Annotated in this window: 24 protein-coding genes; 10 read left to right on the top strand and 14 right to left on the bottom strand. The window is 39.2% G+C overall.

Annotated features, from left to right (window positions below; genetic code table 11):
* Positions 1–113: 113 nt before the first annotated feature.
* On the bottom strand, positions 114–1,217 hold the full coding sequence (locus ACHUFV_RS19405; protein WP_394236985.1) for a GerAB/ArcD/ProY family transporter: 1,104 nt from the start codon (positions 1,215–1,217) through the stop codon (positions 114–116).
* Entirely contained in the window at positions 1,214–1,825 is a 612-nt protein-coding gene (locus tag ACHUFV_RS19400; RefSeq protein WP_394236983.1) for a Ger(x)C family spore germination C-terminal domain-containing protein, read from the bottom strand. The genes ACHUFV_RS19405 and ACHUFV_RS19400 overlap by 4 nt, the downstream gene beginning before the upstream one ends.
* Before the next feature lie 96 nt (positions 1,826–1,921).
* On the opposite strand from ACHUFV_RS19400, the gene ACHUFV_RS19395 reads away from it, so the two are divergent.
* Positions 1,922–3,016: an FtsZ/tubulin family protein gene (locus ACHUFV_RS19395; RefSeq protein ID WP_394236981.1), complete on the top strand. Its 1,095-nt coding sequence runs from the start codon at positions 1,922–1,924 to the stop codon at positions 3,014–3,016.
* Between the two features lie 167 nt (positions 3,017–3,183).
* Here ACHUFV_RS19395 and ACHUFV_RS19390 read toward each other — a convergent pair whose 3' ends face one another.
* Positions 3,184–3,504 carry an antibiotic biosynthesis monooxygenase gene (locus tag ACHUFV_RS19390; RefSeq protein WP_394236979.1) on the bottom strand — a complete coding sequence of 107 codons (321 nt, stop codon included), beginning with the start codon at positions 3,502–3,504 and terminating at the stop codon, positions 3,184–3,186.
* Between the two features lie 231 nt (positions 3,505–3,735).
* Here ACHUFV_RS19390 and ACHUFV_RS19385 point away from each other — a divergent pair, with 231 nt between their 5' ends.
* The 4 genes from ACHUFV_RS19385 to ACHUFV_RS19370 all read left to right on the top strand — a co-directional run bounded on the left by ACHUFV_RS19385 (position 3,736) and on the right by ACHUFV_RS19370 (position 6,065).
* Complete coding sequence (locus ACHUFV_RS19385) at positions 3,736–4,065, top strand: hypothetical protein (protein WP_394236977.1); 330 nt, start codon at positions 3,736–3,738, stop codon at positions 4,063–4,065.
* A 79-nt stretch (positions 4,066–4,144) separates the two neighbouring features.
* Positions 4,145–4,441, top strand: coding sequence for a hypothetical protein (locus tag ACHUFV_RS19380; RefSeq protein WP_394236975.1), 297 nt, complete (start codon positions 4,145–4,147; stop codon positions 4,439–4,441).
* A gap of 372 nt (positions 4,442–4,813) precedes the next feature.
* A complete protein-coding gene (locus ACHUFV_RS19375) occupies positions 4,814–5,284 on the top strand; it encodes a flavodoxin (protein WP_394236974.1) in 471 nt (156 codons plus the stop codon).
* 19 nt (positions 5,285–5,303) lie between these two features.
* Complete coding sequence (locus ACHUFV_RS19370) at positions 5,304–6,065, top strand: hypothetical protein (protein WP_394236972.1); 762 nt, start codon at positions 5,304–5,306, stop codon at positions 6,063–6,065.
* Between the two features lie 124 nt (positions 6,066–6,189).
* Here the strand turns inward: ACHUFV_RS19370 and helD are convergent, their stop codons facing one another.
* Entirely contained in the window at positions 6,190–8,538 is a 2,349-nt protein-coding gene (gene helD / locus ACHUFV_RS19365) for an RNA polymerase recycling motor HelD (RefSeq protein ID WP_394236970.1), read from the bottom strand.
* Between the two features lie 372 nt (positions 8,539–8,910).
* On the opposite strand from helD, the gene ACHUFV_RS19360 reads away from it, so the two are divergent.
* On the top strand, positions 8,911–9,864 hold the full coding sequence (locus tag ACHUFV_RS19360; protein WP_394236968.1) for an NAD(P)H-dependent flavin oxidoreductase: 954 nt from the start codon (positions 8,911–8,913) through the stop codon (positions 9,862–9,864).
* 535 nt (positions 9,865–10,399) lie between these two features.
* Here the strand turns inward: ACHUFV_RS19360 and bglA are convergent.
* Entirely contained in the window at positions 10,400–11,839 is a 1,440-nt protein-coding gene (gene bglA / locus ACHUFV_RS19355; RefSeq protein WP_394236966.1) for a 6-phospho-beta-glucosidase BglA, read from the bottom strand.
* 350 nt (positions 11,840–12,189) lie between these two features.
* Here bglA and ACHUFV_RS19350 point away from each other — a divergent pair, with 350 nt between their 5' ends.
* On the top strand, positions 12,190–12,900 hold the full coding sequence (locus ACHUFV_RS19350; RefSeq protein ID WP_394236964.1) for a GntR family transcriptional regulator: 711 nt from the start codon (positions 12,190–12,192) through the stop codon (positions 12,898–12,900).
* 114 nt (positions 12,901–13,014) lie between these two features.
* Here ACHUFV_RS19350 and ACHUFV_RS19345 read toward each other — a convergent pair whose 3' ends face one another.
* From ACHUFV_RS19345 to ACHUFV_RS19335, 3 genes are all read right to left on the bottom strand, one after another.
* The gene (locus ACHUFV_RS19345) at positions 13,015–13,359 is read right to left on the bottom strand and encodes a hypothetical protein (protein WP_394236963.1); all 345 of its coding nucleotides are present in this window, start codon (positions 13,357–13,359) and stop codon (positions 13,015–13,017) included.
* Between the two features lie 267 nt (positions 13,360–13,626).
* A complete protein-coding gene (locus ACHUFV_RS19340) occupies positions 13,627–14,691 on the bottom strand; it encodes a branched-chain amino acid aminotransferase (protein WP_394237275.1) in 1,065 nt (354 codons plus the stop codon).
* A gap of 354 nt (positions 14,692–15,045) precedes the next feature.
* Positions 15,046–15,924, bottom strand: a complete 879-nt coding sequence (locus ACHUFV_RS19335; protein ID WP_394236961.1) for a LysR family transcriptional regulator — start codon at positions 15,922–15,924, stop codon at positions 15,046–15,048.
* A gap of 96 nt (positions 15,925–16,020) precedes the next feature.
* On the opposite strand from ACHUFV_RS19335, the gene ACHUFV_RS19330 reads away from it, so the two are divergent.
* Positions 16,021–16,686, top strand: a complete 666-nt coding sequence (locus ACHUFV_RS19330) for a hypothetical protein (protein WP_394236959.1) — start codon at positions 16,021–16,023, stop codon at positions 16,684–16,686.
* Between the two features lie 40 nt (positions 16,687–16,726).
* Here ACHUFV_RS19330 and ACHUFV_RS19325 read toward each other — a convergent pair whose 3' ends face one another.
* The 3 genes from ACHUFV_RS19325 to ACHUFV_RS19315 all read right to left on the bottom strand — a co-directional run bounded on the left by ACHUFV_RS19325 (position 16,727) and on the right by ACHUFV_RS19315 (position 18,278).
* On the bottom strand, positions 16,727–17,488 hold the full coding sequence (locus ACHUFV_RS19325; RefSeq protein ID WP_394236958.1) for an isoprenyl transferase: 762 nt from the start codon (positions 17,486–17,488) through the stop codon (positions 16,727–16,729).
* Positions 17,489–17,557: 69 nt separating this feature from the next.
* Positions 17,558–17,773, bottom strand: coding sequence for a helix-turn-helix domain-containing protein (locus tag ACHUFV_RS19320; protein ID WP_394236956.1), 216 nt, complete (start codon positions 17,771–17,773; stop codon positions 17,558–17,560).
* Positions 17,774–17,783: 10 nt separating this feature from the next.
* Positions 17,784–18,278, bottom strand: a complete 495-nt coding sequence (locus ACHUFV_RS19315) for a DUF2975 domain-containing protein (protein ID WP_394236954.1) — start codon at positions 18,276–18,278, stop codon at positions 17,784–17,786.
* A gap of 389 nt (positions 18,279–18,667) precedes the next feature.
* Here ACHUFV_RS19315 and ACHUFV_RS19310 point away from each other — a divergent pair, with 389 nt between their 5' ends.
* Positions 18,668–19,174, top strand: a complete 507-nt coding sequence (locus tag ACHUFV_RS19310; RefSeq protein ID WP_394236952.1) for a CBO0543 family protein — start codon at positions 18,668–18,670, stop codon at positions 19,172–19,174.
* A gap of 75 nt (positions 19,175–19,249) precedes the next feature.
* On the opposite strand, the gene ACHUFV_RS19305 is transcribed toward ACHUFV_RS19310, so the two are convergent.
* Positions 19,250–20,239 carry a DUF3231 family protein gene (locus ACHUFV_RS19305; protein WP_394236950.1) on the bottom strand — a complete coding sequence of 330 codons (990 nt, stop codon included), beginning with the start codon at positions 20,237–20,239 and terminating at the stop codon, positions 19,250–19,252.
* A gap of 482 nt (positions 20,240–20,721) precedes the next feature.
* Between ACHUFV_RS19305 and ACHUFV_RS19300 the strand changes: the two genes are divergently transcribed.
* Positions 20,722–21,291, top strand: coding sequence for a dihydrofolate reductase family protein (locus ACHUFV_RS19300; RefSeq protein ID WP_394236949.1), 570 nt, complete (start codon positions 20,722–20,724; stop codon positions 21,289–21,291).
* Between the two features lie 210 nt (positions 21,292–21,501).
* Here the strand turns inward: ACHUFV_RS19300 and ACHUFV_RS19295 are convergent, their stop codons facing one another.
* Both ACHUFV_RS19295 and ACHUFV_RS19290 read right to left on the bottom strand, forming a co-directional pair.
* Positions 21,502–22,359, bottom strand: a complete 858-nt coding sequence (locus ACHUFV_RS19295; RefSeq protein ID WP_394236947.1) for a glycerophosphodiester phosphodiesterase — start codon at positions 22,357–22,359, stop codon at positions 21,502–21,504.
* 839 nt (positions 22,360–23,198) lie between these two features.
* Entirely contained in the window at positions 23,199–24,533 is a 1,335-nt protein-coding gene (locus tag ACHUFV_RS19290) for a helix-turn-helix domain-containing protein (RefSeq protein ID WP_394236945.1), read from the bottom strand.
* Positions 24,534–24,560 lie beyond the last annotated feature (27 nt).

Genomic DNA, 24,560 nt, shown 5'->3' with positions numbered 1-24,560 from the left:
CTAATAAAACAAAGGAGAGTTCTGTGAGAAAGTAAAATCTCTATAGAACTCTCCTTATTAATTTTTATAAATCCCAATGTTAAAACGGAGCTGCGGGACCCGTCCCCGCGGCCCTACCCCCCATTTCCCCTTTTACTCCTATTTTTGCGAATAGTACCTACTGTTAATAATATCAATGGGATACCAACCATGTTAATCGGAACAATATAAGGAATATAGATTTTTTCAGGAAATTCAATTGAAGCACTAATGATATTGGGAAAATACATGGAAATAGAGATGATAACTAAAGCTGTAATCCAAACCACCTTTCCCTGATTCTTAAGGTGAAGAAAATCAGCAATGCCATAACTAGTAATAAACAGATATGTGGATAATTTGATAAAAACACTTAAAAACCAAATGACAAGAACGAAAATTTCAATGTTTTGTAAAAATTCCATGATGGAAATGAATCTGATCATTTCGAAATAGGGGTACCACATTCTAGAGGATAAACCTGGACCGAAAACCATGATCACTTCTATTGTAATGATTGTGATAAAGAATGAAACAAGTCCGACTGCACGAATGGCATAGGACACTCCTCTTTTTGGCTCCTTATTAAAGTAGGTAAGCATCATAATGTAGATACCTTCAGCCCAAAAAGAAAAAGGGGCTAAACTGCCCTTAACTATCTGTCTCCAGCCAGAGTCAGCGTAGACCGGAAGTATTTGATTCCAATCAATTGAATTGAAACTTAGCAGCAAGGTAACAATCGTCACAAGGAAAATGAGTGGACCCAATATTTCGCTGCATCTCCCGATTCCTTCAATTCCACCCTTATACACTATATAAACGATTAAATATACCATTAGAATAATAATTATAAATAAGGGCGTTTTTCTAAACAGGGTCAAATGGATAATTTCGGATGATTGTCTCAGGATGACACCCATAGTTATTATAAATTGGATTAAATATGAGATAACAATGAGCTTGCCTAACCACTTTCCTAAAATCGTTTGGCAGAATTCAACAAAGGTTTGATTCGAGTAGAGCAGACTGATTTTACCGCAAATGAACGTAATGCAAACGCCTGCGATTCCCGCAAGAGCCATTGATATCCATGCATCTTGTTTGGCTGCAGCAAGGGCAGGCGATTGTGTTAAAAGAAGAGTCATACCATATTGAAATATAGCCATCATCCAAAACATTTGCAGCGCTGAAATTTTCATTTCTTGATCACACTTTCTCTTAATTGTAACGGGGGGCCGGTCACTCCCACTTCTTTAACGTTCAGATTCACATTCACCACGATATCTGCTTTAGTGAAATCCTCATCCCAATTATCTTTAATTTCTTTCCATCGTTTTGGATATTTCCTATGGATCGTTTCTCCTAATCCGAATATATCTACTTTCAATTCTTCTTGTACTTTTGAAATTGTCTTGGTTACGTTTTTTTGTACATCTTTGTTAAGTGCTTGCTCAACCTCCTTAAGATACTTTTGATTTCTAAGATCTAAGTTCGTGTTGTTTTCCTTGATGTCACCTTTCCCAGTAAGCGAAATGACAAATTTGATTTTATCGCCATCTAAAATCGGTTTTACCTTGCTGTTCAGTTTTCTTCCAGCAAAGGTAATATTTCCACCTTCCTCTGGAACCTCCGAGGTTAACGTTTCCATGCCTAATTTATTTTTAATCCATAATCGATTCCTTGCTTCGGAAGAAGTTAATGTTCCAATCATCTTTAGGTCATTATCAAAAATAGCCCTTCCCGATATCTTGAGGAATCTCTTTTTTCCATTGTAGTTTGAAAAAGTTATTGGTCTATTAAAGTTCATTTACTATGGATCGATAGCCAAAATCCAATATTCCCCTTAATCTTTTTCATTCTAAATTCATAAAACGCGAGTATTATCATATAGGGAGGCGATTGAATGAAATCAATAGGAATCTTAGGCGTTGGTCAAGCAGGTGGTAACATAGCTGATATTGCATCAAACATGGGCTTTCAAACTGCCCTTATCAACACAAACCAACGTGATGGATTAGCTAACACAGCGGTGGAAAAGAAATATTTTGTCCCTGGCTATGATGGCGCCGGACAGGATCGATCAATCGGAATAAAAGCGGTTAATGATAATAGTCAAGATTTGATTAACTTTGTAAAGCAGTCCTTTAGGAACATTAAGCTATTACTTGTGGCTTTTTCAACTGACGGGGGTACTGGATCTGGTATGAGCCCGCTGTTAATTAAGCTTCTATTAGATCAACTGCCAGGCATAAACATTGGAGCGATTGCCATTGTACCAGAGCAAAACGTGCTAGCGGGGAACCGAATCAATGCGGCTGAGTGTATCGAAGAGCTTTCCAAAATAGAACGAATCTCCTCTGTGTTTCTGGTAGACAACGATCAGATACGAAAGATGAACCCGCAATCAAGCAAACAGCAAATCTACGTTTCAGCAAATTATCAGGTCGTAGAAGCCATACACTATGTACTTGAAGTAACACAAAAGAGTTCCGTATACGGTAACTTCGATGAGACAGATCTTATGAGAATTCTCAATACAAGAGGAGTAACCATCATCTCCTCAGCTCCAATCGCAGACGCCAAGACTGCGTCTGACACTTGCAGCAAAATTCACCAATCGTTGGAGAACTCTGTATTTTGTCCTATTGAGTCAGCAAGTCCTATTCGTGCTGGGCTAATCTATGAAGGTTCAGAGAATATGTCAAGATTAATTAATGTACCATCTGTCTTTGAAAGGATTGGCGAACCTCTTCAATTATTCGAAGGGACCTATAACTCAGAATCTGATCCTACTGTAACTATTATACTATCGGGGCTGTCATTCCCTACCAATCGCCTGCTTTCCCTAGAGCATTCCCTTGAGAAGAACAAAGATCGATTACAGAACCTAATGAAAAAGGAACACACCCAAAAATATGAGTCTCGAGTATCCTGGTCATATAACCTAAAACCTAAGAAACAAGCAGGATCAATATCACCCGAGCGGTTTAAAGAATAAAGTGGAACCTCGGGACAGGTCCCACGGCACCTCGGAATAAAATAAAGGAGAGTTCTGTCTGAAAGTTAAATTTCTACAGAACTCCCCTTATTCATTTTTAATAATTCTTAGCTTTTCATCCTAATTTTATAACTGAGCCGCGGGACCCGTACCCATGGACCTTTTTGTTACTTTTCTGCCGTTTTGACTGTTTTTACCTCGTACAGTCCACCTTCTGAGTTGATGATATAGTCAGGTTTTGGTTTACCAAGTTTTGCTTTATGGCCCGCAATATGTGCTTCACTTTTTTCCCATTGCTTCCAATATTCTTCTGATTCCCATCTAATCATAACAACGACCTCTTCATCACCGCGACGAACCTTCTTTACCATGACGGTCGCGTCAATAAAACCCTCCTGCTGCTCAATTAACCCTTTTCCGTCAAAACGTTCGACTACCTTTTCTGAATTTCCTTCTGCCACAATCATTTTTCTCATCTGAACAAACATCATATCATCCTCTATTCCTCTTCGTATTAATTAAAAGTTTAGTTGATAATGATTATCGTTGTCAATTAATTCCGCTTTCTATTAAAGTGGAACACAGGGACAGGCCCCCATAGTCCCTATTTTATTTTTGGAAAACCGATCTTTTACATGCATTGAAAGGTGCGCTTGTCCTCACAAAAATTCGGCAAAAGAATAAATTGTATTATTAAATTGGAAGGGGGGAATTCATGAATGAGTAAAGTATGGAAAAACCCAGATATTTTCGGCAATGAAAAACGCTCATGGACTGATGTTAACACTGACGTTGAGAATGAGTTTAAAACAAGAATCGATAATGAAACAGAAAATGAAACAGATGTTAATTTAAAAGATAAAAACACTAACATTGCTAATTCTCGTGTAACTAAAAGTGGAAACTCAAGCATTAACTTAGAAATTAATGTTGATAGCGATTCAACAGCTAAAGTACGTGCAAAGTCTGAATCCGATCAAGAGCAAGAACAGGAAGAAGAGAAAGAGAAAAAGAAAGAAAAAGAAAATAAGCGAAAGAAAGATTATTAAGAGGATGTTTCATTAGAATACTTGTTCCAGGGATACTAGTATTTAGTATCCCTCTTTTAAAAAAAGGAGAGGGAAAGAATTGGATAAACCAATTGAAAATAAACTAAATACACTGGTTGGACACAGTGGAAACTCAGATGTTGATCTTGTTGTAAATATCGATATTAATACAAAAGCGATTGCCTATGGAATGTTATGCAGTTTATATGCTAAAGGGGAACTAACTGAATCACAGCTTTTAAGGGCAGTTGGAGTGCTTGATAAGCTAATAAAAAGGGATAAGAGAAGAAGAAAGTCAAATAAGAACCTTGCCATTGAAAATCAGCCATCATTATTAGACTCACCCGAACGAAGACCAAGAAGAGATCGGTATTAAACCGATTTCTTCTTTACATAAAAATAGAGTGATATTTTAACAGTGGACCATGGACCTTTTTTTGTATCATCCACCTTGAATATTTCGTGTTCACCCACTGCGATAGTATCAGTAGGAGTAGTTTAATGATTGAATATACTAAACATTTTTTTGCTTTCTGACGCATATAGAATAAACTTTATCCCATTCTGTAGAACTTAACCATTTTAGTGGCATCATAATTACAAAACCGAATTTTCAGAATTTATTATTGCAATTATAATTGATAACGATTATCATTATTAGTGATAATGATTATCAATCGCATCAATACTCCAATGTCTCACCGTTTCCAAACCTAACAAACAATATTGTTATTAAAGGAGAAATATTATGTCTAAAATGATTATGGTTTATGCTTCAATGACTGGTAATACTGAGGAAATGGCCAATGCTATTGCTGAGGGAATACAAGAATCCGGAAATGATTTAGAAATAAATGATATCTTTGATAATCCATCTGCATCAGAACTTGAGAAATACGACGGGATTTTGCTCGGTTCCTATACATGGGGTGAAGGAGATTTACCGGATGAGTTTTTAGATTTTTATGAGGAAATGGATCAGATTGATCTAACGGGAAAAAAAGCTGTTGTATTTGGTAGCGGTGATACTGTATATGAAGATTTCGCCGGTGCAGTAGATATATTAATAGCAAAACTACAAAAACGTGGAGCTAAAGTCGTTCTTAATGGATTGAAGGTTGATACAAGCCCTTCACCGGAAGACCTTGAGCGTTGCAAACAGCTTGGAATTGACTTTGTTGCACATTTGAATCAACAAGAAACTGGATCAAAAATCTAAATTAACAGGAGGACCCTCAATGAAAAGGAAGAACCATCTGATCTCAATCAAAACCCTTACCGATAACCATTTAGAATCCTTCATAAGATGCCCTAATCAATTTTATCATCAATATATTTTAAGAAAAAAAAGTAGTGGTGAGGGTACTTGGAGACAGATGGTTGAATTCTCTGTTCAAAAAATCATCCTTGACTATTATCGTTTGCCCTTAAAAGAACAAAATGTACTTAATTTGTTAAAACTAATAGATCAATATCGAGAATACATTCACCCCGGTTTATTTGAGAGTAAAGTTCAGTACTATGTTACTCTTGCTAAAATAACAGATCATTTGCTTTTATTTTTAACATCCAAACAACAAGATGAACCACCACTGTTTCTATTCGAGAGACTCCAAGTTAACGTGAAAGAACTCAATATAAACCTATCTTTAACGTTTGATATAGGAGAATGGTTTAATAATAGGTTTATAGTTAAGAAATATTTACTTGATATCGACGAAAGAATTGTAACCCTATATAAGTATTTATTGGCCGTTTTTTCAAAAAAAGCGTTTGGGATTATACCCGATCGAATTGAACTATTCTCCCTAATCGATGGCAACCGTCACATCTTGAGTCTAACTGAGCAAGATGTCGCCAAAGGGTTAATGTATCTCGATTTGGTAAAAGGTCATATCCAAAAGCCAGGCTATATAAAACAGAATGATGACCTTCCTGATGTTCAAAATGAAAACCACTTTGATCTACAAGCTGCTTCATTCAAAACCGTTCTGCATTAAAGCGAGGCCGTGGGAAGTGGACCACGGGGACCGGTCCCTTGGCACGGCAGAAAAGATGAAAGGAAAGCTCTGTAGAATATGAATCTCAGCAGAGCTTTCCTTGTCGTTTTTTATCAATCTATTTTCATGCATCTAATACTGAACCACAGGACCCGTCCCCAAGGCTCTTTTGTACAAACGGACTCGGTTCACCTACGCTGTATAGCTGCAGATAGTGCATGGCTCTGGTGCAGGCTGTGTAGAATACCCTAAGTAGGCTCTGATCTCCATATACATGCTTTGATGCATCATAAATGACGACGGCATCAAATTCGATTCCTTTGGACATGTACGACGGTACAACTACAACACCCTGCTCATATTCAATCGAGCTGCTTTTTAAGAGTTTCAGTCCATCGATGCCGGACAGGGATTCGTAGGCACGTAGACTTTCCTCAGCAGATTTACATATAATCGCAATACTATTAAGCCCCTGACCTTTCCATTCTGCCACTTTAGAAATAATGCAACTGTGCAGCTCCTCGTAATCGGCTACTTGCTTCAGTACAGGCTTCTCACCGTCACGTTCAAAAGGAACAATGCTATCTCCATTCGGAACAAGACTTCGTGTAAATTCAATGATTGGTTTGGTTGATCGATAGCTTCTTGTAATATTGATCAATTCCGTTTCATCCGGTCCATAAAGGCTGGTAAGTGTGTTGAAATCAGCATTTTCACTGGCATGGGCAAATATTGCCTGATTAAAATCCCCGAGCACAGTCATCCTTGCCGCAGGAAACAAGCGTTTCAAGAACTCAAATTGAAAGGGGGAATAATCCTGTGCCTCATCCACAACGATATGTTTGATCGCGCTGTTCGTTTGAAAGCCTTGAATCAGCTCTTTTAAAAGTAAAAACGGTGTAGCATCCTCGTAAAATAGCTTATCTCCGTCAAGCATTTCCAGTGTCGTCTGACAAATGGCCGATAGCGAATCTGACGTTTTCCCTTTCATCCAAGCCTTGATCTTTACAGAATCAGCAAAAAGCCCCTTGTACAGCCCCTTCAAGTCTATGAAACCCATCTCTCGGACTTGTTTTCGCAGCGGCTTCAATTTTTGGTGAACGATCAAGCGGGCAAGTGCTCCCGGCTCCATATCATAGTCGGCTATCGCCTCTCTTTTAAAGCCCCGTTTTTCAGCTAAGTAGCGATGGGCCTTATGGTAATCATCGTTGCTAAGCAGTTCAATTTCCTCCTGTACCCACGGCTTTTTCCTTTCGACCTTTTGAAACTCCTTTATTTCTTTTATAAGCCAATCCTTTAATTTTTCAAGTCTATTATGAAAACGGAGTGAAGTGTCATGGCTGTAGAATCTTTCTGCTATTTGTTGTGCCGTAATGATTGCTTTCCCTCTGAAGATGAAGTCCTTAAATAACATGCCTGATATTTCCAGTGACTGTCTATAGGACTCGATTGCCTCAAAAAAGCGGGCAGATGCTTTAAAACGGATACCCGCAAGTCTTGACCTGTAAGAAGAAGTATTTTCCGCCGTTAAAACATACTCCAATTGTTCAAAGGGATTTTCAACCTGATACTCCTTGCTCAGACGAAGATCCAAGTATTCCTGAAAGGTGACCTGCTGCATATTTTCTTCCCCAAGCTCCGGCAGCACATTGGACACGTAATGGCTGAACATGCTATTAGGCGAAAAAAGAATAATTTGATCAGCATTCAAGCGATCTCGATATTTGTAGAGTAAATAAGCAATTCGCTGCAGGGCAGCCGATGTCTTGCCGCTTCCTGCTGCACCATGAACAATGAGCAGCCTGCCATGGTCATGACGGATAATCCGGTTTTGCTCCTGTTGAATGGTCGCAACAATATTATGCATCTTCTTGTCGGTCCCTTTGCCCAGAACCTGCTGCAGTATCTCGTCTCCAATGGTGAGACTTGTATCGAACATTGATTGAAGAACGCCGCCGCGGATAAGATATTGCCACTTTTTCTCCAATTGGCCATGGATGGTGCCTCCTGGTGTTACATACTTCGCCGGACCTGGCTGATAATCATAGTAGACACTCGAGACAGGAGCCCTCCAGTCGTAAATCAGGAAATCCTCACCACTTTTATCAGTAAGCGAGGAGATTCCAATATAGATTTTTTCCTGTGCCGTGTTCCCTTCTTCAATAAAATCAATGCGGCCAAAATAGGGTACCTCCTGCATTCGGCGCAGCGTGGATAACCGCTTGGATGCATGTCTATGGGTGCTTTGACTTACGGACAGAGCCTGTGCCTCCTGACGCAAGCCAATAATGGTCTCAAGGTAGTCATCAAAGGAATCCAAATTCACCTTCACTTCATCCCAGAAGTGCCTGCGGATATGAACCACCTCTCCTTTAAGTTTGGCCGCTTCCTCTTCCAATCGGTTCATTTCCCCCACAATGGTCCCCATCACTCGATCTACTCGTTCTTGCTCCCGCTGAAGCTCCGGGTTCATAGGCAAACACTCCTTATAAAGAAATTTTTATAAAAGGGTTGACTCCTGCATCAATTTTGTTATATAATTAAAATAGGGATAATATATTTAAAAATATTTAATTGATGCATATCTATATAAGAATACCACAGGATTACATATATTTCAAGTGAGCCACAGGGACGGGTCCCTTGGTCTTTTTTCAGATATAAATTAATTCAAAAAGAGCAGTATTTAACGTTTTTACGTAAATACTGCTCTTTTTTTAGCAATGGGAGTAAACAGGATTTTCCGAACATAAAATCAAATTGACTGTAGATTTCCGTTCATCGCACGCAAAAAAATAATAATGGAATGTTTTAATCCGTGTATTTCAAGAAGGGTGAGGGTTTCATGTCAAACGCACTACCTTTATCTATTACCTCTCAGCTTGAGCTTCCGGTCATCATTTCACCGATGTTTTTAGTCTCAAGTATTGAAATGGTGATTGAAGGCTGTAAAGCAGGAGTGATCGGTTCATTTCCTTTAGCAAACGCCCGTACCATTGGGGATTTGGAGTACTGGATGGAGCGAATCACAAATGGGCTGGCTGCAGCAAAGACCCAGGAACCAACGAAAAAAATCGCTCCTTGGGCTGTGAACTTAATCGTTCACCGAACAAATGCCAGATTAGAAACAGAGCTAGACTTGATAAAAAAATACCAGCCGCCCATTGTCATCACTTCACTAGGCAACCCGAGCCACGCCGTCAAACATGTGCATGAATACGGAGGTCTTGTATTCACCGATGTGGTGAATCTTGTTCATGCAAGAAAGGCCGCCGAAAGAGGAGCAGATGGATTAATTCTTGTTTGCAACGGTGCTGGAGGACATGCGGGAACCTATAATCCATTCGCATTCATTCATGCGGTAAAAGAGTTCTGGAATGGGGTCACGATACTTGCCGGGGGAATTTCATCAGGCAGAGATATGTTAGCGGCAAAAATCCTAGGTGCCGACTTAACCTATATGGGTACCAGATTCCTTGCAGCAAAAGAAAGCCTAGCCAGCCGTGACTATCGAAAAATCCTTATCGAATCGAACGCTGAGGATATTATTTCGACAGATGTCTTCAGCGGCGTCCATGCGAATTATCTCATTCCAAGCCTTCGAAGAGTTGGGATTGACCCAACACGATTACCAACAAAAGAATCTTTTAACTTATCAAAAGCCAATACTAACGGTCTAAAAGCATGGAAGGATATTTGGTCAGCAGGACATGGAGTAGGCGCCATTAAAAAAGAAGAAACTGTAGCAGAAATTATCAACCAATTAAAACAGGAATATATTGATTTAAGCACAAAGTAATGCACGGGGACGGTTCTTTGTTAGCAATGTTAGGCAGGTATTGTACGAAATCCGTTGGCACTATCCGAAAACAATTGTGATAAGAGAGATATACTAATGAAAACAGGTTATTACACTTACTATGGTAGCTTATAAGGATGATATACTACCGAAAAGGGATAAATAATCTTATTTCAGTAGCCTATAAAGGTGATAGGCTACTGAAAATAGATAAATGTCCTTGCTTCGGTAGCCTATAAAGGTGATAGGCTACTGAAAATAGAAAAATGATCTTACTCCGGTAGCCTATAAGGGTGATAGGCTACTGAAAAGGGATAAATAATCTTACTTCGGTAGCCTATTAGGGTGATAGGCTACCGAAAAGGGGTAAATAATCTTACTTCGGTAGCCTATAAAGGTGATAGGCTACTGAAAAGGGATAAATAATCTTACTTCGGTAGCCTATAAGGGTGATAGGCTACCGAAAAGGGGTAAATAATCTTACTTCGGTAGCCTATTAGGGCAGTTCAGCTAGTCACATTAACCGCATCGCTTTTTAAAGCATTTCCCCATTCGTTTCAATCACTTTTTTATACCAATCGAATGAATCCTTCTTATAGCGCTTCATGGATCCATTTCCTTCATTATCACGATCAACGTAAATCATGCCATAGCGTTTTTTCATTTCACCTGTAGTGAAGGATACAATATCAATAATCCCCCATGGCGTATAGCCTAATAAATCGACACCATCGTAGTTCACCGCTTTTTCTAAAGCTTCGATATGTGATTTTAAATATTGGATTCTTTCCGGGTCATGGATAGAACCATCCTCTTCTAACCTATCAACGGCACCGAATCCATTTTCTACGATAAATAATGGGATTTGGTACCGATCATAAAAACGATTTAATGTATAGCGAAGGCCTGTTGGATCAATCGTCCAGCCCCAATCACTTGCTTTAATATATGGATTTTCTACCCCATTAGGCAGCCCGCCAGTTAAGATATCCCCTCGATTATCTTTTTCCACATCGCTTTTTACTGCTGTGGACATATAATAGCTAAATCCAAGGTAATCAACCGTACCATTTTGTAATATTTCATCATCGCCGTCTTCGAACTTAATATTGTACCCTTCTCTTTCGAATTCCTTTAGCGTGTAGCTTGGGTAGTAGCCGCGAACCTGTACATCAGGGAAGAAGTAACGCTGCCTCATTTCTTTTTCTGCCAGCATCACATCTTCCGGATTACATGAATAAGGATAGATCGGCACATGTGAAACCATGGCCCCAATTTGGAACTCTGGATTGATTTCTTTTCCTTTAGCCACCGCCAATGCACTTGCAAGTAATTCATGGTGTGCGGTTTGATACATCACCTCTTTGGCATTTTCGCCTTCTTTTACAAGAACGCCAGAGTTTGTCCATAAGAATATAGGATTCCACACATCCATTTGGTTATTGATTTCATTAAAAGTCATCCAGTATTTCACTTTATCTTTATAGCGATTGAAGCAAACCTCAGCAAACTTTACAAATAAGCCAACTACCTCTCTGTTTCTAAATCCACCATATTCTCTTGCCAAATGCAGCGGCATTTCAAAGTGTGATAACGTAATAACCGGTTCAATTCCATGCTTTAGCAATTCATCAAATACATCATCATAGAATTGTAAACCTTCTTCATTCGGCTCCGTTTCGTCACCTTTTGGAAAAATTCTAGTCCAACCGATTGACGTTCTTAAACATTTCAATCCCATTTCAGCAAATAATGCGATATCTTCCTTATATTTATGATAAAAATCAATGGCTTCATGGTTTGGATAAAACTCATCCGGCTCAATCTTATCAGTGATTTTTCTTGGCACACCGTGTGCACCTGCGGTCATAACATCAACCACGCTTGGTCCTTTTCCACCTTGATTCCATCCACCTTCAAATTGGTGCGCAGCTAAAGCTCCACCCCATAAAAAATCCTTTGGTAATTTTGCCATTTTCGTCTCCCCCTTAGCATTAATATTTCTTTACTATTCTCTGTGTTTTATTCCGCTTAATACTCGTTATGATCAAAGGAGTTTTTTCAGGTAAAATTCAACCTCGAATTCTATTTGTAAAACTCCCTAATTGAATTAAATACCTGCTTGCATTGGCTTCCGAACTATCATTAGCAAGCTGCTCAACCATTGTGAGATCTTCTAAAATGATTTTACATTCACATTATAATTGTACCGGTATAATTTTTCAATACCATAATAATAATAGTGTATTGATATAATATTTTTATGTGGTTTATGCTATAATTCTAATATTGAGTAAAGTAAATAGACTAAGTGGAGATTCCGATATGTTAAAATACCAGCAAATTGCAGCAGAGCTTGAAAAATATATAGAAGAAAATGAGCTACAACAGGGAAATAAACTGCCAGTTTTAGAATCATTAATGGCTCAATTTGAGGTAAGCAAAAGTACGATTACAAAAGCTTTAGATCTATTGGAACGAAAAGGAGTTGTCTTTCAAGTCAGAGGCAGCGGAATTTTTGTTCGAAGACATAAAAGAAAAGGATATATTAGTCTTCTTTCTAATCAAGGGTTTAAAAAGGATCTTGAGGATTTTCAAGCAACTTCAAAAGTAATTGAATTAGCTGTAAAAAAGCCGACACAAAAGGCGGCTGAAAATTTAAATATTGGACTTGATGATGATATCTATTATGTAAAAAGAGTTCGTTATATAAACGAACAAACTTTATGCTTCGAAGAGTCTTACTATAATAAAACTATTATTCCTTATTTAAATAAGGAAATTGTTTCAGAATCCATCTTTCATTACATCAGTGAGGGATTAGGTTTAAAAATTGGTTTTTCAGACTTATTTCTGCATGTAGATAAACTGAACGAAGAAGAAGCGGAGTATCTAGGCTTGGAAAAGGGAGATCCAAAATTTTGTGTTGAAAGTATTTTCCATTTAACCAACGGTCAGCCCTTCGATTTCTCCATCGTTACCTACAACTACCAACAAGCCCAATTCTTCCTCCAAGCGAATAATCAATTATTGTGAGCCACGGGGACGGGGCCCTCGGTTCGAATTTCACTTGTATGATCTGGGGTCGTTGGCACGTCGGCCCCTTTGTGTCTTCGTAGGCTTACATGATTTTGGTGAATGTAGACAACCTTACAATTTGATTCGTGGAGCATCTTTGGAAAACAAGGTTTTTCGAGGAGTAATAGTGGACCATCCTAACGATTCCAAAGAGACTAATTCCAGCTCTAATGTCTCCTCCCCTAAACTTGCTAAAACATTGTTAGCCTTGTCTATATATCTCTGAAATTCTGCCTTAGCATTTTCTATTCTCGGCCCTTTTACTTCTTCGAATATTTCAGCTTTAGTTATGTCTTTAAACTCCGTAATACTGTGAAGCGTACCTATTTCAGTTTTCCTCGGTGATATCTTTCCAATGTACCCTCTTACCGTTTTAAAAACAAACCCTTTTCTACTTTCCATCCTAACATTTTTCATAAAAACCCCTCCAATGAATTCAAATTCAGCGTCATATATCCAATGGGAAAATCTCGTGACTTTAAGATTTCTTTAGATTCATGTTAAAATATTATCCTTAAAAAAAGCTTAACGAACCATGAGGGCAGATCCTGTCCACACAGAAAATAAAAAAGGAAAGCTCTGCAGAAGTGTAGATTCTCTGCAAAGCTTTCCCTTTTAATTTATCTCAATGTATCGTTTTATCCCGCTACATTTTATTGAACCACGGAACCCATCCCCCGGTTCTTATAGTTTAATCGTCCAGCCAAACGAATCTTCTAGTGAGCCGTTTTGGATGCCTGTTAAGGTATCGTAAAGCATTTGTGTGACTTCTCCGATTTCACCGTTATTCAAGACGATTTTTTCGTCCTTCCATTTTAGTTCACCAATTGGCGAGATGACAGCTGCTGTGCCTGTACCAAATGCCTCTTCTAATGTTCCATTATGATAGGCCTCCAGGATCTCATCAATGGAAATGCGGCGCTCTTCAACTGGGATATTTTTTGATTGTAACACTTGAATCATTGAATCACGCGTGATGCCCGGAAGAATGCTTCCGTTTAACTCAGGTGTTATAACTCTTCCGTTGATTTTGAAGAAGATATTCATACTTCCTACCTCTTCCACGTAACGTCTCTCAATCCCGTCTAACCATAACGTTTGAGAATAGCCATCCCTGCTCGCTATTTCCTGTCCTTTTAGGCTGCCAGCGTAGTTACCACCTGTTTTCGCACCGCCCGTTCCTCCTGCAACCGCACGTACATAATGCTGCTCTACTAAAATTTTCACTGGTTTAATGCCTTCTTTGTAGTACGAGCCTACCGGAGACATAATGATGATAAATTGGTAGCTTTTCGAGGAAGCCACACCTAAACATGGATCTGTTGCGATGATAAAGGGACGGATATATAAGGATGTTCCAGGTTCACTTGGAATCCATTCACGATCCACTGTAATCAACTGTTTTAGCGCTTCTAACGCATGCTCCTCGTTAATGGCAGGAATGCATAGCCGATCATTCGATACATTTAATCGCTTGAAGTTGCTTTCTGGACGGAACAACAGCACCCGATTATCGACTGTTACATACGCCTTCAATCCTTCAAATACCGTTTGACCGTAATGAAAAACCTTTGCCGCTGGATCTAAGGAAATCGGTTGATACGGAATAATGCGCGGATCATGCCAGCCCTTGTCTTCTATATAATCGAGAATAAACATATGGTCTGTAAAAAACTGTCCAAACCCTAGCTTATCACTTGCCGGTTTTTCTTTTTTATTTGCTGTTAATTCTACTTTTATTTCCATCATCATAGCCCCCATTAGCAATCGTTTCATGAACATTCCGAAAAATATTGAATAATTATTTATCATTCTACTAAGGGGATTATGATTCGTAAAATATATATAAACTATAGAAACTATGCGATAAAGTTATACAAAGATCAAATTCGCTCGTCGAATTTACGCCCGGATTTTTATCGAGCTCGCTCGATAAATTACCGTAAAAAATCGCAAGGCTCGCCGGAGGCTTAACTTCATTCAGCAAGGGTTTGAACCCCCAATAAATTAGAGAGCTTACTTACATTCATACCTTAACTTTAAAAGTGGAGGATTTCTGTACCTGCCGCAAGCTTCGGTACAAAAAACATTTGCTGAATGAAGTTACAGAATATGCATCTGGATATACTCCATGAACTCCCTTGCTGCAAAAGAAAGATATTTATTCTTCTTATACACGAGCACGATTTCCCACTCGATATGTGGATTGGACAAGGAAATGGCATGAACGTCCTGATTGATAAACCTCACCATCGACCGAGGAATGATCGAAATGCCTAGCTTTGTTGCGACCATTTCACCGATTAAATCCCACAGTGAGCTTTTATATGCAACAATCGGTTCAAATCCAGACTGCATACAGGCTTGTGTAACCACATCATGTAGCGCAAAATCCTCCGTTAAGAGGATAAAGGATTCATTTTTTAAATCAGCCAAACTCACTGACTCACTTTTAACCAGCCAATGCTCACTGTCAACGAGGACCACTAGCTCTTCAGATAATAAAGGGATGGTTTCAAAAAGCTCAGTGTTCACCGGCAGAACCGTAATACCTAAATCGATATCCCCTTCTTCTACCTTATACTTTAATTGCTTGGCATTGTATTCAACCATCTGGATATCAATTTGTGGATATTCCTTCTTAAACCCCGCAAGCACATTAGGAAAAAGCAAGACACCAGTTGTTGGCATTAATCCCAACTTTACGGTTCCTTTTTTTACTTGTGTCAGCTCGTTAACAGAGGAATACACATCCTCGAATGCCTGCAGTATTTTTACCGCCTGATCATAAACGATAGCCCCTGCATCAGTGAGTTCAATTTTTCTCTCCGAACGATCTAATAATGTGACCTTTAATTCATCCTCCAGGCTTTTGATCATTTTACTAATCGACGGCTGCGAGACAAGCAAAACCTGAGATGCCCTTGTAAAATTCTTTTGCCTAGCTACTTCCACAAAATACTTAAGATGCTGAATATCCATGCTCAAAAACTCCTTCAACTAATTGCATTCATTATGTTCCAAACGATCAACAAATACAAGAAGCACGGGGACGGTTCTCTTGCTTCTAAAAAGAGGATGATGACGGTTAATTTTACCTGGGGAACACAAAAAATAGGAAGTAACTTAGGATTTGGCGGTTGCTTGACTGACGGCCTCTTTCTTCACATAAAATTCTACATATCTTGTGAAATATCGGACAGTCTAACAATCAAAGGGGAATTAGGGGCTTCTGAGAAAGGAATGAATGATGAAGCTATGAACATAAAGATTCAAACATTGTTTAATGCTGCTATAGTCATACTCTCATGGGTAACGCTGCCGTTATTAGGCTCAAAAAACATAAAAAGATTTCTTCCCGCCTCCATCTTCATTTTACTCGTTGAAATAGTTCATGCATGGATTGGGAAAAAACAAAGATGGTGGGTTTTCTATAATAAACCTAAATCATTCCTTTTCGGGGAAGTTCCCTTCCAAATCGGCCCATTCTTGGCTATCTCCATGTGGATATTAAAGTGGACATATGGAAAATTTATAAGGTTTATTTTACTAAACGGAGTGATAAATGCTTTATTTGCCTATCCATTCACATATTTAGCAACAAAATTTAGGTACTATACGTTGGTTAGATTCAGCAACTTTCAGTTTTTCCTTTATTTCTTTTCTAAAGCATTTTTATTATATGGGGTCCAATACCTTATTGAAAATCACAAGGTAAAAGAAAAACTCAAATCGCTTTTTTAAACCACCATAAGAATGGAAACGGCAGAAGCATTCTGCCGTTTCATAACCCGCCATACCTTCTTTTTCGCTGCCGGTATTCTTCCAAGGCACGCAGGAATTCCTTCTCGGAAAAATCCGGCCACAGCACATCAGTAAACCAGAACTCTGTGTAAGCCATCTGCCAAAGCAGGAAATTACTCAACCGTTTTTCTCCGCCGGTGCGAATGAGCAGGTCAGGCTCTGTGATGCCCGCAGTATACAAATAGTTAGAAAAATGCTGTTCATCTAGTTCATCCAGTGACATTTTGCCATCAGTTAGATCCGTAAACATCTCTTTCATGGCCTTTAAAATCTCGTGTCTGCCACCATAGTTGAGCGCAAAATTTAACTGAAGACCGTCATTGTTCTTAGTTCGTTCAATTGCATACTGCACCGCTTCCCGTGTATGGGCAGGAAGATTTTCCATATCACCGATTGCCTCAATCCGTACGTTATTGGATATCAGTTCAGGCAGATAAATTTGCAGAAACTCCTTGGGAAGCCTCAATATAAGGTCTACCTCGGACTTTGGACGTTTCCAGTTTTCCGTGGAAAATGTATATAGCGTCAGAACCTTTACCTTACATTTGACTGCTGCTTTGGTGATTTTTACGACAGCAGACACCCCTTCTTTGTGGCCGGCAACTCTTGGCAAGCCACGCTTTTGGGCCCAGCGTCCGTTACCGTCCATAATAATGGCGATATGGTCTGGTGTATGCTCCTCCATGTACTGGAGGTGTTCATTCGTTTTTTTAGGATTAAAAAAAGGAAGTTTCATGGCCATGTTTATCCCTCCAAATGGCGAACCTGTTTTTATAAAAAATAATTTCTATAACATCCTCTTTGTTCATTATTACGTTTCGTCGTCACTTTGGTATTCTAAAATATCCCCAGGTTGACAGTCTAAAGCCTTGCAAATGGCTTCTAAAGTGGATAATCGAATTGCTTTTGCCTTTCCATTTTTCAAGATAGAAAGATTAGCCATTGTGATTCCAACCTTCTCAGAAAGTTCTGTGACGCTCATTTTTCGTTTCGCTAACATCACATCAATATTTATTATTATTGCCATTGTGCTCACCTCAGACCGTTAAATCATTTTCTGATTTTATATCTATCGCTTCCTTTAAAAGCCTTTGAAGAACTGCAGCAAAGACGGCAATCACCAGTGAAGCACCAACAACGACCATTCCGATTAATACGAGACCCGGCGCATCATCCCACTCCGCTATCACAAAGACCAATGGCAGCCCCACTACATACAGGCCGCTGATTGTGATGGCACAGTTTCTAATTTTCTTTAACGCTTTTACTGATAAATCCGAGAAAGCTTGGTTCTTGTCAATATAGCTTAAAAGCTTCAAGGCTTGATACAATGCATAGTAAAACGGAATCGCCGATACATACATGATAAATAAAAGCCCAAATACTACATATGGTAATACCACTGCTCCCTTTTCAACATGTTCTATGGCTTCTTTCGCAATTTGCGGCAGAAAATATAGGCACAACACAAGAACAGGAATGCCAATAATGATAACAGCTGTCTTTAGGAATAATGTTGAACCACGTTTCATAAAAAGCACCTCTCTTTTTTAGTAACGATTTGATTTTAGCATGCGTTTTATCGATTTACAATAAACTTTTATCATTTTATGATTGTTTTTTATTGAAATTCAGGTCGAGACCAAGGAATCCGCCCCCTTGGTCCGGCCGTGATGGACCATGGCTAAAAAGGAATAGTTTGCCCGCTATAGGGAAAAATAATAGGAACTATAGGCAATTTAGGATGGGTCTGCTTATACGGGGGATTGTGAATGAGGCAATCACCTTTTGTTATGGAGGCGAAGGTCCATTATTTGACTAACTAAGGTTCATTCACCTTCACTATTTAGCTGATTAATGCCCTAATATCATTTTTTCAAAAGAGGATTCTGTTCTAAAACGCTCGAAAGGATTGTGATGAATGCACACTGCGATTACTGTTCTGACTATTTTGGCTTCACTAAAGTGGGGAGACTGGAGTAAGTGGAGAGACTATCATGCAAGCATGTTTTTTATAGCTACCGGCGGTTTGCTGTATGAATATATGGTACAAGAAAACACCTTATGGAAATTCCACCCTGACTTTCTTTACGGACATCAGATGGTTGTCATTACGTATGCTTTAATTACGATGCCGATTAGTATTTTTCTCTTTCTTTCCCATTTTCCAAAAACGTGGGTCAAACGACTGATCTACATATTTATTTGGTCTGGCATCTATATTTTTGCTGAATGGGTTTTGGATAAATTTGATAGAATCTCCTATCAAAACGGTTGGAAATTTGGCTATTCCTTTTTATTTGATTTGGTCATGTTCTCCGTCATTGCCCTTCATCAGGTGAAACCAGTCCGAGCTTATATCATATCCATATTTATCATCATTTTCTTGATCACCTTTTTTGATATTCCATTTAAAGTGGCTAAATAACCTAATCTACAGGTGGAAAAAGGATATCCCCCTCACTTTTTTTGCAAAAAAAGAAGCACGAGAATCTCATGCTTCCTAAAGTCGATCTGCGGCTTGTGGCGGTTGTTCCATCCAGCCGTTTTCAATTAGAAGGTTTGCTGCATCTTCTGTAAAAAGAGCGATTTCTCCCATTAATCGAGTGTAATGAGTCGCAATATCCTTTCTTGAACTAGCCGAAATAGCTAATCCGTAATTAGCCATGCCTAACGCATTTAAAGAAGTAACGTGAAAGAGCATTAATTTCTGAGAAAACGGAGGATTTATTGAATCGGTTGCATAGATGTCCGCAGATTCAAAGGATGACAGGCCCTCCTCTTTTAAAACAGAGGTAAAGATAGTTGAATGTTTAGCAGCAATATCCCTTCCCCTGATAAAAAGATGACCTATGTCCTTGGATTTAGCCACTTGACTGAACCCTGTCATTAATGTAGCCCCTAATGTATTATTCATAATATTTTTAAATAAATGAGTGATTTCAAGTGCATTGATTGGTCTTCTCTCACCAAACCATCCTGTTAAAAAACTCTTTTTCGTTACAAAGTCTATTTTTGCGGGAGTCGGAATATGGGGTGCACGAACGAATAATCCTTTTTGTAGAGCTATTTCCCGTGTTTTTGTATCGGTATCTGCAGAGCCATTTAATACTTCACGGTAATAATCATTCACATCAGATCTAGCACATAATGACAGTGATAACGAGTGAGCCTGTAGCTCCATACTACTCATAAACCAGATGTAATACAGATAGAAAGCATCAGAAAAAAGACGGGGAGCTTTTGGGTTTACATCCTTATCTGTAAATCCTTGAGGAATGGGGAAGTTTTCCTTTAAAAACAACTCTTCCAATTTGGGAATGCGCTTATTACAGATGTTCAATCCATGCATGAGAAGAGATTCAATTTCAGGATCCTCGACATTTTCCAAAAAGTGCTGGAACATACACTTTGTAATCGTTTCTGAAAAATACGCACTCCACAAGGCACCCATTTCTACTGAAGTTAGATCTAACTGTTGATTGTTTTCCATTTAATTCCCACTCCATACTACTTTTTTTACTTACAAGTAATGATTAGTATTACCCAAATGTAACGCAATATAATGCAAATAAATGAACATAGATTCTCACGCTTCACTTTTATTAGTTCCCTTGCTTCTCTTCTAACCAGGGGTGCAGTTCATTCTCCTGCTTCCTTTTGCTAACCAAGAAAGCAGGGGGACGGTTCTCGCGCTTCCTCCTTCTAACCAGGAAGCAGGGGGACGGTTCTCGCGCTTCCTCCTTCTAACCAGGAAGCAGGGGGACGGTTCTCGTGCTTCCTCTTTTCAACCATGATCAAATACTTGATACCTATAAGACCAATTTTCAGACGATCAGTGAAGGCAAAATACAGCAAATTACTTTTAAACAAGACATAACACATCAATCTGGATAATAATAGTAATCATACAAATGCTGTTACTATATAAAAAGTTGAAGCAAAAGATATACATAACCACAAGGAGGGAAAGCTATGCCTATCGAAGCAAAGCAAAGAAAAATCATTTTAGATTTAGCCGTTACGTTAGATGGCTTTATTGAAGGGAAAAATGGAGAAATTGATTGGTGCATAATGGATCCGGACATGGAATTTATTCAGTTCTTAAATCAAATTGATACCATTTTTTATGGAAGAAAGAGCTATGAGTTATGGGGGCAATATGCTCCAGAAAAAGATGCTTCTGAAACTGACAAAGAATTATGGGAAGCCGTACTAAGTAAACAAAAATATGTATTTTCCAGGACGCAAAATGGATCTGACAATCAAGCGATTTTTATAAATGATCAGCTACTAGAAGAGGTCAATAAATTAAAGAACATGCCTGGTAAGGATATCTGGTTATACGGCGGGGCCAACCTGATAACCACCTTTATTCAATTAGGACTTGTTGATGAATTTAGATTATCTGTTCACCCTGTTATCTTAGGAGAAGGAAAACCGCTGTTTACGGATATACAAGAGAGAGTAAATTTGAAGTTAGTGGACACCAGATCCTTCTCCTCCGGCGTTGTCCAGCTCATCTACCATCTGGATAGGGATTAATTACTTTAACGCATTCACTCACGATCTTGAGGAGAGCCATAGGGTCGGTCCCGCGGCTCAAACCTTGCTTAATGAAACTGGGGAGCGGCGACCCTTGTCTATACTTAATAGCAGCACATTTGGCACCATTGCCAAAAGAATTTTTCGCATCTAAAAAAACAGTTGATGCCTCGACATAAAAGCAGGCACCAACTGTTTTATCGAATCTAATTATTTTCCCTTTTTCACCTCATGAAGCAGGTCTGGGAAGTTCGTAAACATTCCTGTGACACCCCATTCAATCAATTGGCTCATTCGTTCCTTATCGTTCACCGTGTATGGGTGGATTTCAAGACCATTGTTTACGACCTTTTGGATATACGCTTCATTTAGATAGGTATGGTTTGGCCCGATACCCATTGCATACGCTTTGATTTGTGCTATTTGTTCGTCGGTAATGGTTGCATTAGATCCATACGACATTAATTGAACAAGTTTAACAGATGGATCAAGCCCGTGCATGATTTTTAAGCTGTCAGCACTAAAAGATTGGACAAGGAGCTTGTCCTTATTGATATTGTACTTGTTCACCAAGCGCAATAATTCCTTTTCCATTCCCGGATAAATAGTAGGAGATTTCGTTTCAATATAGTAGCTATTGTTTTTGCCAAACTTTTGGAACACTTCTTCTAAAGTAGGTACTTGTAATCCAACATATTCTTCATTTGCATACGCTGGATTTTTTTCGTTAAACCAGCTGCCTGCGTCTAATGCTTTGATGTCTGCAAGAGTCATGTCTTTTACATAACCCGTTCCATCCGTCGTCCGGTCAACCGTCTCATCATGCATCGCGATCAACTGACCATCCTTTGTCATTTGTAAATCAACTTCAATATAATCACCATGCATTTTTTCGCCCATATCATACGAAACTAACGTATGCTCCGGAGCATGTCCAGATGCACCGCGATGCGAAACATTTAAGATATCCTTATGCTTTTCCTTCGCAAATGCAGCTCCTCCACCTGTAGTAATCCCAGCTGCAATGACCAGTGCACTAAGTGCCGGCAACCATTTCTTCCCTATCATTTCTCCATCTCCCAACTCTATTTTATAGACTCATTTATAAAATATCAGCGGAATATTAAGCAGCTGCTATCAGAAGGATAAAAGAATGTAAAAAACCGATTACAAATGTATAAATATGAATATTTTTCCCTGGTATTTCCGAACTATGCAAGAGCCACGGGGACGACGGGGCGGAATTGCTGAAAAAGTTTCTTCGTACGAAATCCGTTGGTGCTGTCCAAAATCAATTGTGATAAGGGTGATAGGCTGCTGAAAATGCTTTATAGGTAGCCTATCAAACGGCAAAAGGGAACTAAGGCTCCCATTTGGTGACCGTGAAGCTATATTCAAATGGCAAAAGGGAATCAAGGCTCCCATCTGATGACCGTGGCGCTGTTTTCAATCGACTAAAGGGAATCAAGGCTCCCATCTGATGACCGTGAAGCTGTGTTCATTCGGCTAAAGGGAATCAGGGACCTCATCTGATGACCGTGAAGCTGTTTTCATTCGGCTAAAGGGAATCAAGGACCTCATCTGATGACCGTGGCGCTGTGTTCATTCGGCTAAAGGGAATCAGGGACCTCATCTGATGACCGTGAAGCTGTGTTCATTCGGCTAAAGGGAATCAAGGACCTCATCTGATGACCGTGAAGCTGTTTTCATTCGGCTAAAGGGAATCAGGGACCTCATCTGATGACCGTGAAGCTGTTTTCATTCGGCTAAAGGGAATCAGGGACCTCATCTAATGACCATGAAGCTGTGTTCATTCGGCTAAAGGGAATCAGGGACCTCATCTGATGACCGTGGCGTTGTATAGTAAAAGACCAATCCTTCCATCAGATTGGTCTTTTACTATGGCCTCAATTATTCATTTCAGAACCAAGGGACCCGTCCCCCTGGCCTTTCAGCAATACCCGATAGACTTTTCGGGGTCTGCCTCGGGGATTTGGGGTTTCTTCGCCTATTTCTTCTGCATACCCGCTTTTCTCAAGCTGTGAGACGATTCTCCTTGCGCTTCTTGGCAGGATTTGCAGCTGTGTCGCGAGTTCTTGACAGGTAATTTCGTAACGATTCATTTTCGTTAGAATGGAATCGATTTTACTGATGGTTGCAATGCTTAAGGAAGTCTTTTCACTTATAGTTTGCATGTCTTTATCGTTATAAGAATAAGTCAAGCTCTCACTTTTTCCTAATGGGCCTTTAAACGTTTTGTCATCAAAGGCGACCATCCAGTTCTCTTTTCCAAATTTTCTAGCCTGTAAAAGTGCGTTTCTTGCCATCATTTCTGCATCGTAGGCAGACTGACCAATACCGATTCCACAGGTGATATTGCCTTTCGTGATATCCTGAATTTCAGCTATATTTGGTATCACACTAAAATTATCTGTAATATCACTTAGTTCACCGTGTGTGGTAAATATTACATAGCATCCAGGGCTTACGGTTTTCAACGAACCTTGTATTCTTTTCGCATATTTCAACAGTTTTTGCGTATTTTTAATTTCCATATCGTATATTTCATCAGACGAAAAGGATGAAATCGTCATCGATGAAAATAAATCCATCTCAAGGATTTGGACAGCAATTTGTCTATCTTTAAATCGTAGCATTTCCTGTGTTTTTAACGCTTTATCTAATACGGCTTTAATGGCTGATTTTGTGTGCGTTACACGATACACAGGAACACCCATTTTTTCGAGCTCCTTTTGCACCTGCCATGTACAGGTCACGGCCGCTTGCGTTTCACCCTTTTTCCATAACCGTTCGTGATACTTAACCACTTCTTCTATCGATTTTGGCTCTTCATATAAATTGGAGGAGGGAAAATCAATATCTAATTCTGCAAAAATTTGTTTTAACTCAGATTTTTTTAAAGCATCAAAGCTTAGTTGATTGATATCAAGATGATGGTGGTACAAAATACGATATAACGATTTATATAAGCTGGTACCCGTATAGGGAACATAAAACATAGGTTTTGAGACTCCTCCCCATTTTTCAGCAACTGAATAGGGGAAAATCCCAGAAAATAACCACATGTCCATGTCATGAGAATGAGCTTCTAGGATATCAATGACATCTTTTTCATAAAAATGAAGAAAGGGGATGCATTCAAAATCTGAATACTCCTTTACCACTGATTGGATCCATTCCAGATTATCCTCAACACCAATAAGTCCTAATCGTATACTCAATTAATCACCTACAATACTAGTACTCTC

The organism is Niallia oryzisoli (genome assembly GCF_043641075.1).
Lineage (GTDB): Bacteria > Bacillota > Bacilli > Bacillales > Cytobacillaceae > Bacillus_BD > Bacillus_BD oryzisoli_A.
Note: the sequence above shows the minus strand (reverse complement) of the source record. Positions and strands in the feature narration are given on the sequence as shown.